This window comes from Cellulosimicrobium funkei (assembly GCF_001019615.1).
Taxonomy (GTDB): domain Bacteria; phylum Actinomycetota; class Actinomycetes; order Actinomycetales; family Cellulomonadaceae; genus Cellulosimicrobium; species Cellulosimicrobium cellulans_E.
Window position 1 is genome coordinate 1 of the sequence record NZ_JNBQ01000027.1, and the last position, 12,431, is coordinate 12,431.

At 74.9% G+C, this 12,431-nt stretch carries 12 protein-coding genes; 6 read left to right on the forward strand and 6 right to left on the reverse strand.

Translation table 11 applies throughout. The annotated features are described in order from the left end of the window. The 6 genes from FB00_RS15550 to FB00_RS15575 form a co-directional block, all read left to right on the forward strand. A partial coding sequence (locus tag FB00_RS15550) for a radical SAM protein (RefSeq protein ID WP_047233833.1) occupies nucleotides 1-661 on the forward strand: 661 nt, incomplete at its 5' end. A 131-nt stretch (nucleotides 662-792) separates the two neighbouring features. After that, complete coding sequence (locus FB00_RS15555; protein WP_082141385.1) at nucleotides 793-1,416, forward strand: GrpB family protein; 624 nt, start codon at nucleotides 793-795, stop codon at nucleotides 1,414-1,416. 60 nt (nucleotides 1,417-1,476) lie between these two features. After that, complete coding sequence (locus FB00_RS15560; RefSeq protein WP_108047630.1) at nucleotides 1,477-1,674, forward strand: CopG family transcriptional regulator; 198 nt, start codon at nucleotides 1,477-1,479, stop codon at nucleotides 1,672-1,674. A 2-nt stretch (nucleotides 1,675-1,676) separates the two neighbouring features. Further along, complete coding sequence (locus FB00_RS15565) at nucleotides 1,677-2,063, forward strand: type II toxin-antitoxin system death-on-curing family toxin (protein WP_047233834.1); 387 nt, start codon at nucleotides 1,677-1,679, stop codon at nucleotides 2,061-2,063. Then, nucleotides 2,060-4,303 (forward strand): DEAD/DEAH box helicase, encoded by a 2,244-nt coding sequence (locus FB00_RS15570; RefSeq protein WP_082141386.1) that lies wholly within the window; start codon nucleotides 2,060-2,062, stop codon nucleotides 4,301-4,303. Before FB00_RS15565 ends, FB00_RS15570 begins: the two co-directional genes overlap by 4 nt. A 59-nt stretch (nucleotides 4,304-4,362) precedes the next feature. Further along, a complete protein-coding gene (locus FB00_RS15575; protein WP_047233835.1) occupies nucleotides 4,363-5,118 on the forward strand; it encodes a PIG-L deacetylase family protein in 756 nt (251 codons plus the stop codon). 1 nt (nucleotide 5,119) lies between these two features. Here FB00_RS15575 and FB00_RS15580 read toward each other — a convergent pair whose 3' ends face one another. From FB00_RS15580 to FB00_RS15605, 6 genes are all read right to left on the reverse strand, one after another. After that, nucleotides 5,120-5,692 (reverse strand): hypothetical protein, encoded by a 573-nt coding sequence (locus FB00_RS15580; RefSeq protein ID WP_052877723.1) that lies wholly within the window; start codon nucleotides 5,690-5,692, stop codon nucleotides 5,120-5,122. Nucleotides 5,693-5,808: 116 nt separating this feature from the next. Next, complete coding sequence (locus FB00_RS15585; protein WP_047233836.1) at nucleotides 5,809-7,974, reverse strand: 3-hydroxyacyl-CoA dehydrogenase NAD-binding domain-containing protein; 2,166 nt, start codon at nucleotides 7,972-7,974, stop codon at nucleotides 5,809-5,811. Between the two features lie 2 nt (nucleotides 7,975-7,976). Further along, on the reverse strand, nucleotides 7,977-9,260 hold the full coding sequence (locus tag FB00_RS15590; protein ID WP_047233837.1) for a thiolase family protein: 1,284 nt from the start codon (nucleotides 9,258-9,260) through the stop codon (nucleotides 7,977-7,979). 193 nt (nucleotides 9,261-9,453) lie between these two features. Then, the gene (locus tag FB00_RS15595) at nucleotides 9,454-10,497 is read right to left on the reverse strand and encodes a lipid II:glycine glycyltransferase FemX (RefSeq protein ID WP_231581886.1); all 1,044 of its coding nucleotides are present in this window, start codon (nucleotides 10,495-10,497) and stop codon (nucleotides 9,454-9,456) included. Between the two features lie 21 nt (nucleotides 10,498-10,518). Next, on the reverse strand, nucleotides 10,519-11,793 hold the full coding sequence (locus tag FB00_RS15600; RefSeq protein WP_047233838.1) for an HRDC domain-containing protein: 1,275 nt from the start codon (nucleotides 11,791-11,793) through the stop codon (nucleotides 10,519-10,521). Next, nucleotides 11,790-12,413 carry a DUF3000 domain-containing protein gene (locus FB00_RS15605; RefSeq protein WP_231581887.1) on the reverse strand — a complete coding sequence of 208 codons (624 nt, stop codon included), beginning with the start codon at nucleotides 12,411-12,413 and terminating at the stop codon, nucleotides 11,790-11,792. Before FB00_RS15605 ends, FB00_RS15600 begins: the two co-directional genes overlap by 4 nt. Nucleotides 12,414-12,431: the final 18 nt, after the last annotated feature.

Below are 12,431 nucleotides of genomic sequence, written 5' to 3' on the forward strand. Positions count from 1 at the left end.
CCTCTACTGCCACAACCCCGACACGTTCGCGATGAAGGACGGTCGGCCCGTCACGGCGGACGAGCTCCTGGGGCGCGTCAAGCGCTATCTGCCCGTGTTCCGGGCCACGCACGGGGGGCTCACGCTCTCCGGCGGCGAAGTGCTCATGCAGCCCGCGTTCGCCGCCCGCGTGCTGCGCGGCGCCAAGGCGATGGACGTGCACACCGCGCTCGACACGTCGGGCTTCCTCGGCGCGAACGCGACCGACGCGATGCTCGACGACACGGACCTCGTGCTGCTCGACGTGAAGTCCGGCGACCCCGACACCTACAGGAAGGTCACGAGTCGCGACCTCGAGCCGACGCTGCGGTTCGGGAGGCGGATCGCCGAGCGCGGCCTCACCGGCCACGCGCCCGAGGTGTGGGTGCGCTTCGTCCTCGTCCCGGGCCTCACCGACGACGTGGACAACGTGGAGAAGGTCGCGGAGTACGCGGCCTCGCTCAACGCGATCCGCCCCGGCACGGTGACGCGCGTCGAGGTGCTGCCCTTCCACCAGATGGGCCGCGACAAGTGGGACGCGCTCGGGCGCACCTACGAGCTCGACGACACGCCCGCGCCGTCCGCCGAGCTCACCGAGCGCGTGCGCGACCAGTTCCGCGCCCACGGCCTGACGACGTACTGACCGACCCACCGACGAGCGCCCGCTCGCCGAGACGTGAGGAGTGGTCCCGGACCGCCGTGCTCCCGGGGCCACTTCTCACGTCTCGGCGGGTTCGCGCTCCCCGGGGCGGGGTCGGGTCGTAGGGTGCGCGGGTGCCTGCAGCGACCGTCGACGCCCACGACCCCCGATGGACCGACGCCGGGAGGCGGTGGACGGAGCGCGTCGCCGGCGCGCTCGCCGACCTCGCGAGCCCCGACCGCACGGGCCCGGTCGTCGTCGAGCACATCGGGTCGACGGCCGTCCCCGGGCTCGCGGCGAAGCCGATCATCGACCTCCAGGTGCGCGTCGCGCCGCTGCCCTCCGAGGCGGAGGTCGACGCCGCGCTCGGGCCGCTCGGGTTCTCGATCGAGCGCGGGGCGCGCCCCGACTCGCCCGGCGTGTACCGGGACGTCCCGCGCCCGCGCGCCGACCCCGCCCCCGAGCTCTACGCCAAGCGCCTGCTCACCCGCCCCGGTGACGACGACGAGCCGCCCGTGATCCTCCACGTCCGGCGTCTCGACTCCCCGTTCGCGGCGTACGTCGTCGCGTTCCGCGACTGGCTGCGCGCCGTCCCCGCCGAGGCCGCGGCGTACGAGGCGACGAAGCGCGACCTCGCCGCGCGCCACGCGGACGCCGACGACTACGACGACTACACGCGCGACAAGACGGCGTTCCTCGACGCGGCGCAGTCCCGGATGGAGCGCTGGCTCGCCGAGCGCGCGAACGCTCCTGCCTGATCCCTGCACGGTGCCGCCCGAGCTCTGATACCGTGGTGGTACCAAACGAGAGGAGCTCACGTGGCTATGACCTTGCGGCTCGACGACGACGCGCAGGCGGCGCTGGAGCGTATCGCCCGCCGCGAGGGCGTCTCCGCGAACACAGCCGTCGCACGCGCCGTCGTGGAGTACGACGCGAAGCGGCGCGAGATGCGTGACCGGCTGCTCGCCGACATCGTGGCGGAGGACCAGGAGCTGCTCGACCGGCTCGCGCAGTAGCCGTGATCGTGTACCTCGACGAGGACGACCTCGTCGCCGCCGCCACGGCGTTCCTCGGGCACCCGCCCGCCGTCCGCGACTTCGGGCTCCTGTCGTCCGCACTGGCGCGTCCGGCCGCGTCGATGTACGGCGTCGAGGCCTACCCCGCCCTCGACGAGAAGGCAGCGGCGCTGCTTCTCTCCGTCACGAAGAACCACGCGCTGATCGACGGGAACAAGCGACTGGGCTGGGTCGCAGTCAGACTCTTCTACGCGCTCAACGGGGTGCGGCTCGTCATGCCGCAGGACACCGCGTACGCCCTCGTCGTCGGTGTCGCAGCCGGCGAGATCGACGACGTCGAGACCGTGGCGCGGAGGCTCGCGGAGCACGTCGTGCGCCGCGAGTCGTGACCGCCGCGAGCGGCGCGCTGCCCGACGTCGCCACCGCTCGGGCGGTCGTCGCGGACGCGGATGCCCTCGCCGCGCTGCTCGCGACCCTCTCCGCCGCGCCCGGGACGGCCCGTGAGCAGGTGCGCGCCGCGTTCGGCGACAGCCGCGAGGAGAAGGTCCTGGCGCGCCTCGACGCCGTCGACGTCGCGTCGCTGCGCGACGTCACGCGCGAGCGCCTGCGGCTCGGGGCGCTCGCGGACGCGGGCGTGCGGACGGTCGGCGAGGTCGCGCGGCTCGGGCGCGACGGGCTGGAGAAGCTCCCCGAGATCGGCCCGCAGACGGCGACGCACCTGCTCGCCGCCGCCGAGCAGGTGGCGCGCGCCGTGCGCGAGAGCCAGCGCTTCCGGATCGACCTCACGCCGACGGACCCGGTCGCGACCGCGCTCGTCCAGGCGCTGCACACGCTCGACCTGGCCGACGCCGCCGTCGCGCGCTACGGCGACCAGGTGCGGGCCGCGCTTGCCGAGCACGAGCGCGTGCGCGCCGACGCGCTGGTCGCCGCGAGCGGGCCGCGCCGCCTGTTTGCGTGGGGCGAGCGGCGGCGTCGGGCGTCCGCGGCGGTCACGGTGCTCGCCGCGGTCGCCGAGCGGGCGCGGGCCACCGGGCTCGCCGAGGAGGCGCGGCGCGTCGTCGGGCTGCTCGCCGAGCCCGCGCGCCCGTACGACGTCTGGGAGGACTTCCGCCGCCGGTCCGCGGCGTACTACGCGCTGCTCGACGGCGTCGCCCCCACGGGCCGCGACGTCGCCGCCGCGGCCGGGCACCTGCCCGCCGAGCTCGTGGACCGCGTGCAGACGCAGGCGCTCGACGAGTCGCTGCTGACCGTCTCGCTGCGCGGGTACCAGGCGTTCGGGGCCCGCTTCGCGCTCGCCCAGCGCCGCGTCGTCCTGGGCGACGAGATGGGCCTGGGCAAGACGGTGCAGGCCGTCGCCGTCGTCGCGCACCTGGTCGCCGGCGGTGCGACCCACGCGCTCGTCGTGTGCCCGGCGAGCGTGCTGGAGAACTGGGTGCGCGAGCTGCGCGCGCACGCGAGCCTCCCGGTGCACGCCGTCCACGGCGAGGACCGGGAGGAGGCGGCCGCGGCGTGGCGCACTGCGGGCGGTGTCGCCGTCGTGACCTTCGCGGGCCTGCGGCGCGCGGGGACCGAGGCGTTCGCCGCGGCGGCGCCGGCGGTGCTCGTCGTGGACGAGGCGCACTTCGTGAAGAACCCGCTCGCGAAGCGGTCCGTGGCCGTCGCGGCCCTCGCGCGGGCGACCGAGCACGTGCTGCTGCTCACGGGCACGCCCATGGAGAACCGGGTCGAGGAGTTCCGCACCCTGCTGGGCTACCTCCAGCCCGAGCTCGCGGCACGCCTCGACGCCGCGCACGGGGCCGCCGGGCCCGACGCGTTCCGGCACGCCGTCGCGCCCGCCTACCTGCGGCGCAACGCCGAGGACGTGCTCGAGGAGCTGCCCGAGCTCGTGCAGGTCGACGAGTGGGAGCGGCTCGGGGCGGTCGACGGCGCGGCGTACCGCGAGGCGGTCGCGGCGGGGTCGTTCATGGCGATGCGGCGCGCGGCGTTCGCGGTCGACCACCCGGAGGACTCGGCCAAGCTGCGCCGGCTCGTGGAGCTCGCGCGCGAGGCGGCCGAGAACCGACGCAAGGTCGTGGTGTTCTCGTACTTCCGGGACGTCGTGGATGCGGTCGTGCGCGCGCTCGGCGACCTCGCGCTCCCACCCCTCACCGGCTCGGTGCCCGCACATGCCCGCCAGACCGTCGTCGACGACTTCGCCGCTTCCGGGGCCCCGCGCGTGCTCGTCAGCCAGATCGACGTCGGGGGAGTGGGCCTCAATCTCCAGGCCGCCTCCGTGGTCATCCTGTGCGAGCCCCAGACCAAGCCCACGACCGAGGCGCAGGCGGTCGCCCGCGCCCACCGCATGGGTCAGGTCGAGACCGTCCAGGTGCACCGCCTGCTCACGGTCGACAGCGTCGACGAGCACCTCGTGCGCCTTCTCGGCACCAAGGCGCGGCTGTTCGACGCGTACGCGCGCCGCAGCGCGCTCGCCGAGGAGGTCGCGGGCGCGGTCGACGTGTCCGAGGCGTCGCTCGCGCGCGCGGTCGTCGACGCCGAGCGCGCCCGGTTGTTCGTCGATCCGGCGGTCACGTCCGTCGAGGATGCGCCCGTCGTCGACGCCGTCGTGGAGGACGAACCGGTCGAGCGATGACGCGGCGCCGTGCACCCGGTCGGCGCGCCCGCTGGCGTGGCGCGGCATAGCGTGGCGTCATGACCGCTCCGGACGCCCTGCCCCCGCTCACCCCGTTGCCCGAGGACTGGTCCACGGCGCTCGCCGTCGTCGCCCACCCCGACGACATGGAGTTCGGCGCCGCCGCGGCGGTCGCGCGGTGGACGGGGCAGGGCAAGCGGGTCGTGTACTGCATGGTGACGAGCGGCGAGGCCGGCATCGACGGCATGGACCCCGACGAGGCGCGACGCGTGCGCGAGGCGGAGGAGATCGAGTCCGGGCGGATCGTCGGCGTCGAGGAGGTCGAGTTCCTCGGGCTGCCGGACGGCGTGCTCGAGTACGGGCTGCCGCTGCGGCGGGCGATCGCGGGGGCGGTCCGGCGTCACCGGCCCGACGTCGTGATCACCGGGAACTACCGCGAGACGTTCCCGGGCGGGATGCTCAACCAGGCGGACCACGTCGCGACGGGGCGGGCCGTCGTCGACGCCGTGCGCGACGCGGGGAACCGGTGGGTGTTCCGCGAGCAGGTCGAGACGGACGGGGTCGAGCCCTGGGGTGGCGTGCGCCAGGTGTGGGTCGCCGCGTCGCCCGACGCCCGGCACGGCGTGGACGTCAGCGCGACGTTCGACGCGGGCGTCGCGTCCCTGCGCGCGCACGCCGCCTACCTCGACGGCCTCGGCTGGGCGGACTTCGACCCGGCCGCGTTCCTCGCGTCCATGAGCGCGCCCACGGGCGAGCGCATGGGTGTCACGCACGCGGTCGCGTTCGAGGTCCTGCGCATGGGCTGGGAAGACTGACTCAGGCGGGGCCGGGCTGGTCCTCGATCTCGACGGCCTTCAGCTCGGGGGTGAACCCGAACAGCGCGCCGTCGCGCGAGCCGACCCACCACGTCCCGCACATCGCGGTCGCGGACTGCTCGGTGCCCTCGTCCCACCACGACGCCTCGAGCGTCGCCGTCGTGCGGTAGTCGGCGGCGGTCAGGTCGCCACGCGCGGGCCGAGGCTCCAGGGGGTGCCGCGCCGAGACGGGAGTGCAGCTCGCGGGCAGCGCGCCGAGGTCGGCCGTCATCGTGAGGATCCGCTCGTCGCCCGTCGTACGGACCACCTCGCGCACGTCGGTGGCGGAGTCGGGGACCCAGTCGGGGAGCACGGCGTCGGCCTTGCCGACCTTCCCGGTCGCGAACTCGTAGGTCTTGGTGTGGCCCGCACGGTTCTCGGCGACCGCCTCACCGATGCTGCCGCACGCGGACAGGAGGAGCGCGGCACCGGCAGCGAGCGTGAGGGCGCCGAGCATCCGGCGCTCGGTCGTGCCGCGCGGGGTCGTGGTCAGGGGAAGGCCGGTGGCGGGCTGGGCGGGGGTGCGGTTCGTCATGCCCACGACGCTACGGAGCGCGCGAGCGCGACGGATCGGGCCGCGAGCGGAACCTCCGCGTGGTCGTCGTACGACCACGGGAGGGCGCTCGCGGCCCGAGATCCGACCGCGGTCGGTCAGACGCGCGACGCCGCCGGGACGTTCGCGACGCCGTCGGGCAGGAGTCGGCGGCCCAGGACCTTCTCGCTGTAGCCCGTGCGGTCGAGGTACGGCGTGATGCCGCCGAGGTGGAAGCCCCACCCTGCGCCGAGGATCATGCACAGGTCGATCTGCGACGGGCTCGCCACCACGCCCTCGTCGAGCATGCGCCCGATCTCCTGCGTGAGCGCGGTGAGCACCGAGTCGAGGACGCCGGCCTCGTCCAGCGCTCCTGGGCCGCCCGCCTCACCCGTGCCGAACACGGCCTGGATCGCCGGGTCGACGGGCTTGGGCAGGCCCTTCGGCGCGTCGAGGACGACGGGGATCTGCTCGTCGACGATGCGCTGGAGACCGGGGGACTCGGGGAACCGCTCGCCCAGGTCCTCGCGCAGCGACGTGAGGACGTGCAGGCCGACGGCCGGGCCCACGAGGTCGAACAGCGCGAACGGCGGCATCGGCAGGCCGAGCGGCGCGACCGCCCGGTCCGCGACCTCGACCGACGTGCCGTTCTCGACCGCCTCGACGATCTTGCCCATGAGCAGGATGAGGAGGCGGTTGACGACGAACCCGGGGCGGTCGGCGACGAGGACGGCCGTCTTGCGGAGCTTCTTCGTCATGGCGAACGCCGTGGCGAGGGCGGCGTCGTCGGTCTTCGCCGCCTGGATGATCTCGACGAGCGGCATCTGGGCGACCGGGTTGAAGAAGTGCATCCCGACGACGCGCTCGGGGTGCTGGAGGTCGGCCGCCATCTCCGTGATCGAGAGCGCGGACGTGTTGGTCAGCAGCACGGCCTCGGGCGAGAGGACGCCCTCGAGCTCGGCGAAGACCTTCTTCTTGAGCCCCAGGATCTCCGTGACCGCCTCGATGACGACGTCGCAGCCCGCGAAGTCGCCGAGCTCGGTCGTGCCGTGCACCGAGCCGACGATGCGCGCGCCGGTGTCCGCGGACATGCGGCCCGAGCCGACGAGCTTCTCGACCGTCGCGCGCACGTAGCCGAGGCCCTTGTCGACGCGCTCCTGGTCGAGGTCGCGCATGACGACCGGCACCTGGAGGCGCTGGGCGAACAGCAGCGCGATCTGCGCGGCCATGAGCCCGGCGCCGACGATCCCCACGCGGGTGACGGGGCGGGCGAGCTTCGCGTCGGGCGCGCCCTGGGGCCGCTTGCCCTTCGAGACGAGCTGGAACGCGTAGACGCTCGCGCGCATCTCGTCGCTCATGATGAGGTCCGCGAGGGCCTCGTCCTCGGCGGCGAACGCCTCCTCGCGCGACGCGGTGCGCGCGGCCGCGACGAGGTCGAGCGCGCGGTACGGCGCGGGGCGCGAGCCGGCGACGACCGCGTCGAGGCGCTGGCGCGTGCCCGCGACGACGGCGTCCCACACGGGCTGCGGGTCGAGCTCGCGCCGCTCGACGACGATCTCGCCGCGCAGCACGGCCTCGGCCCAGCGCAGCGAGGACTCGAGGAAGTCGGGCGCCTCGAAGAGCGCGTCGACGAGCCCGATCTCGTACGCCTCCTTGGCCTTGAACGGCTTGTTCGCGGCCGGGCGGGCGAGGATGACGTCCATCGCCTTCTCGACCCCCAGCAGGCGCGGCACGAGGTAGGCGCCGCCCCAGCCGGGGACCAGGCCCAGGCCGACCTCGGGCAGCGCGAGCGCACCGGCGTCGGACGCGACGGTCCGGTACGTGCAGTTCAGCGCGACCTCCAGGCCGCCGCCGAGCGCGACGCCGTTGACGAACGCGAACGTCGGCACGCCCATGTCCTGGAGCAGCGAGTACGCGGCGTGACCGGCCCGCCCGAGGGCGAGCGCGTCGTCGCGCACCTGGACGGCCGCGGCCTGCGTGAGGTCCGCGCCCGCGGCGAGGAAGTACGGCTTGCCGGTGATCGCGACGGCGACGATCTCGCCGTCCGCGGCCCGGCGCTGGAGCGTCTCGAGGGCGGCGTGCAGCTCCGCGAGGCCCTCGGGGCCGAGCGTCGTCGGCTTGGTGTGGTCGAGCCCGTTGTCGAGCGTGAGCAGGGCGAGCGTGCCCGTGCCGCCGGGGAGCGCGACGTCGCGCACGAGCGAGTGCGTGACGCGCTCGCCGCGGGGGGCGTCCTGCGTCGCGTCCTGCGAGGCCGCGGGGGTCTGGGTGTCGGTGGGTGCGCTCATCGTCAGTTCTCCGCGGTCTCGAAGGTGTGGCCGGAGTAGTCGGCGTGGTGCGGGTTCTCCCAGATCACGGTTCCGCCCATGCCGAGCCCGACGCACATGGTCGTCAGGCCGTAGCGCACCTCGGGGTGCTGCTCGAACTGGCGCGCGAGCTGCGTCATGAGGCGCACGCCCGACGACGCGAGCGGGTGGCCCATGGCGATGGCGCCGCCGTACTGGTTGACGCGCTCGTCGTCGTCCGCGATGCCGAAGTGGTCGAGGAACGCGAGCACCTGGACCGCGAACGCCTCGTTGATCTCGAACAGGCCGATGTCGTCGATCGTCAGGCCCGCGGACGCGAGCGCGCGCTCGGTCGCGGGGACCGGCCCGATGCCCATGACCTCGGGGTCGACGCCCGCGTACGCGTAGGCGACGAGGCGCATGCGCGCCGGCAGGCCGAGCTCCTCGGCGACGTCGCCCGCGGCGAGCAGGCACGCCGTCGCGCCGTCGGTCAGCGGCGAGGCGTTGCCCGCGGTGACCTTCCCGCCGGGGCGGAACGGGGTCTTGAGGTCGCGGATCGAGTCGACCGTGGTGCCGGGGCGGGGCAGCTCGTCGGCCGTGGCCAGGCCCCACCCGAGCTCGGTCGACCGGGTCGCGACCGGCACGAGGTCGGGGGAGATGTCCCCGTTCGCGAGGGCCTTCGCGTACTTGGCCTGGCTCGCGACGGCGTACGCGTCGGCGCGCTCCTTGGTGAGGTGCGGGTACCGGTCGTGCAGGTTCTCGGCCGTCGCGCCCATGACGAGCGCGGAGGAGTCGACGAGGCGCTCGGCGACGAACCGCGGGTTCGGGTCCGACCCCTCGCCCATGGGGTGGTGGCCCATGTGCTCGACGCCGCCCGCGACGACGACGTCCTGCGCGCCCACGGCGACGTTCGCCGCGGTGGTCGTGACCGCCGTCATCGCGCCCGCGCACATGCGGTCGATCGCGAAGCCGGGCACCGACTTGGGGAGCCCGGCGAGGACGGCGACGCTGCGGCCGAGGGTGAGGCCCTGGTCTCCGGTCTGCGTGGTCGCGGCGAGCGCGAGCTCGTCGATGCGCTCGGCGGGCAGCTCGGGGCGGCGGCGCAGCAGCTCGCGGATCGTCTTCACGGCGAGGTCGTCCGCGCGGGTCTCCGCGTAGATCCCGTCGGGGCGCGCCTTGCCGAACGGGCTGCGCACGCCCTCGACGAAGACGACGTCGCGCACGGGGCGGCGGCGCGCGGCCTGGGTGGGTGCCGAGGTGGGAGAGGGGGCCTCGTTGGCCACGGTCATGGCATCTCCATCCGATGCAGATGGTCGGGACGGCGGTGTCCGGGAGCGGCACCGCTCGGGGGTCGTACGTGCGATACACGCTACCGCGAGTATCGGTAAAGCACGAGACCGATGCTACGACATGAAGAGACCCGGTATCGCATCCTGCGATACCGGGTCTCTCGGAGTGGTGGTGGAAAGCGGCGAGCTCCGGTCAGCGGCTCCCGCGGAGCTTGCGCACGACCTTCTTCGCGGTCGGCAGGCCCTTGTTCCACGCGGAGTACCACATCGAGAACGGCACGTCGACGCTGTGCACGAGCTCGTCGTCGTGCTGGGCGAAGCTGCGCTTGAACTCGCTGATCCCGTCGTTGAGCAGCCCGTTCATGTCGTACCGGACCAGCCCCGCCTGCTGCGCGAGCGTGATCGCGTGCCACTTCACCGGCGCGTTCGCGCGCAGCTTGCGCCCCGCGTCGTTGATGCCGCCGTAGAGCTCGAACGACGTCGTCGCCGACGACACGCACCACACGAACGACACCGGCGCGCCCTCGGAGAACGCGGCGACGAGCACCGAGTGCTCGCCGAGCTCGCGGTGGATCGCGAGGTAGTACTCGTCGTCGTGCAGCGCGAAGCCCGCGCGCTCGGCGGTCTCGTGGTAGACGTCGAGCACCTGGCGCACGTCGGCCTCGTCCGTCACGCGGCGCACCTCGAGCCCGGTGCGCGCCGCCTTGCGGATGTCGTACCGCGTCGACTTGCCCATGGCCTTCGTCAGCTCGTCCTCGGACTTCGTGAGGTCGAGGATCAGCGTCACCGGGTAGAGGATCGGGTTCGCCGCGGGGCGGGCGTCGGGCAGCGCGAGGTGCGTCCCGACCGGCCAGTCGGGCTCGATCGTGACGCCCACGCCGCCCACCGTCGTCTTGCACCACGCGACGACCGCACGGGTCACGGCGTCGCGCGTCGCGTCGTCGCCCACGCCCGGGCCGGCGCCCCAGCCGTCTCCCGCCGGCGCGATCACGGGCCCGCGGGGCACGTGGCACAGCGCCTTGAACTGCGCCGGGAGCGAGCGCACGAGCACCTGGGCCAGGCCGCGGACGCGGCCGTCGGCGTCCACCGCCTCCACGCGGTGCGGGGTCCACGCTCCCGTGGCCTTGACCTCGCCCCAGCCCCAGAGCTGGAGGGGGTGGCCGCCGAGCTCGTTCACCCGGGCGTCCCAGGAGGCGCGGTCGGTGACTGTCCGGATCGTCAGGTTCGCGTCGTGCACGCGGACGACCCTACCCGCTCGCTACGCCCGCCCGATGCTCGCGAACGCCTGCGCGAGGGGCTCGGCGACGAGCGCCACCTGCCAGTCGCGCGCGCCGCGCCCGTGCAGGAACGCGGCGATCCCCGCCGCATCGAGCGGGTCCGGCGGCGTCCAGCACAGGCGCCGCAGCGCGTCGGGCTGGAGCACGTTCTCCACCGGGAGCGCGAACCGTTCCGAGATCCCCTGCACGACGCCGCGCGCCGCTTCGAGGCGGGCCGCGGCGCCGGGGTCGCGGTCGGCCCACGCGCGCGGCGGCGGCGGGGCGTCCGTGCGCGGCCCCCGTGTCGTGGGGAGGGCGCTCGCGGGCAGCGCGAGCGCGGCGTCGATCGCGCGCTGCCAGTACGCCGCCCGGCGGCGCGTGCCCTTGCCCGCGAACGGGGGGAGCTCGACGAGCTGGCCGGCCGTGCGGGGCAGCGCCTCGGCAGCGGCGACGATCGCGCGGTCGGGCAGCACGCGGCCGGGCGCGATGTCCCGCGCGCGCGCGGTCGCGTCGCGGGCCTCCCACAGGCTCCGCACGACCGCCAGGCGACGGGGGTCGCGCAGCGTGTGCGTGCCGGACGTGCGCCGCCACGGCTCGGGGCGCGGTGCCGGCGGTCCGGCGGTGCGCACCGCCTCGAACTCCTCCGCCGCCCAGCCGGCCTTGCCCGCCTCCTCGAGCCGCTCGCCGAGGGCCCGGCGCAGCGGGACGAGCACCTCGACGTCGAGCGCGGCGTACCGCAGCCAGTCGTCCGGGAGCGGGCGGGTCGACCAGTCGACGGCCGAGTGCTCCTTCGCGAGGCCCAGGCCGAGCACCTCGGCGACGACGGCGGCGAGGCCGACGCGCTCCATGCCGAGCAGCCGCGCCGCGAGCTCGGTGTCGAACACGCTCGCCGGGACCACGCCGTGCTCGGCGAGGCCCGGCAGGTCCTGCGACGCGGCGTGCAGGACCCACTCGGCGTCGCCGACCGCCTCGCGCAGCGGCGACAGGTCGGGCACCGCGACCGGGTCGACGAGCGCCGTCCCCGCGCCCTCGCGGCGCACCTGGACGAGGTAGGTGCGCTGACCGTAGCGGTAGCCCGACGCACGCTCCGCGTCGGCGGCGACCGGGCCGCTCGCGGCGGCGAACGCGTCGACGATGCGGGCGAAGGCCGCCGGGGTGTCGACGACGCGGCCGAGCCCGTCGGACGGCTCGGTGAGCGGCGTGACGACGGTCTGGTGCGTGCCGGCCGCGGGGGTCGGGTCGAGCGGCGGGGGTGCGGGTGCTGCGGTCGAGCTCATGGGTTCACGGTATTGCGTCGCGCGGGGGGCCGAGCACCGAGGGGTGTCACGCCGTCGGGCAGGGGAGGCAGCCCGGCGGCCGTGCACAACAGCTGCGCCCACGCCGCGAGGTGGTCTCCGAGGTCCGCCGCACCGGCGCCCCCTGCGGGCACCGGCGTCCACGACGCGCGCATCTCCAGCTCCACGTCGTTGTGCTTCCCGGCGAGCGCGCCGAAGCTCTGCGACAGGACGCGCGTCACCGTGCCGCCCTCCGCTCGCACGGCGGCGCCCGTGTCGTGGAGCGCGTCCTCGAGCCATGTCCACGCGACCTCGGCGAGCATCTCCTCCGACGCCATCTCCGGCTCGAGCGTCGCGCGCACCATGGTCACCACACGGAAGGTGCCCTGCCACGCCTCCTGGCCGTCGGGGTCGTGGAGCACGATGAACCGGCCCGACGCGAGGTCGGGGTCCTCGGAGCGCGCGGCCTCCACCTCGCCCGTGAGCGCGACCGACCACGGCGCGATCCGGCGGGGGGCGGGGACCTCGCGCAGCGTCACCTCGGGTCGCAGCCGCCGCGCGCCGAGGGCGTCGAGGACGGCACGGAACTCCGGGGGAGCGTCGGTCCCGTGAGCGGTGATCACCCTCGGCACACTACGAGC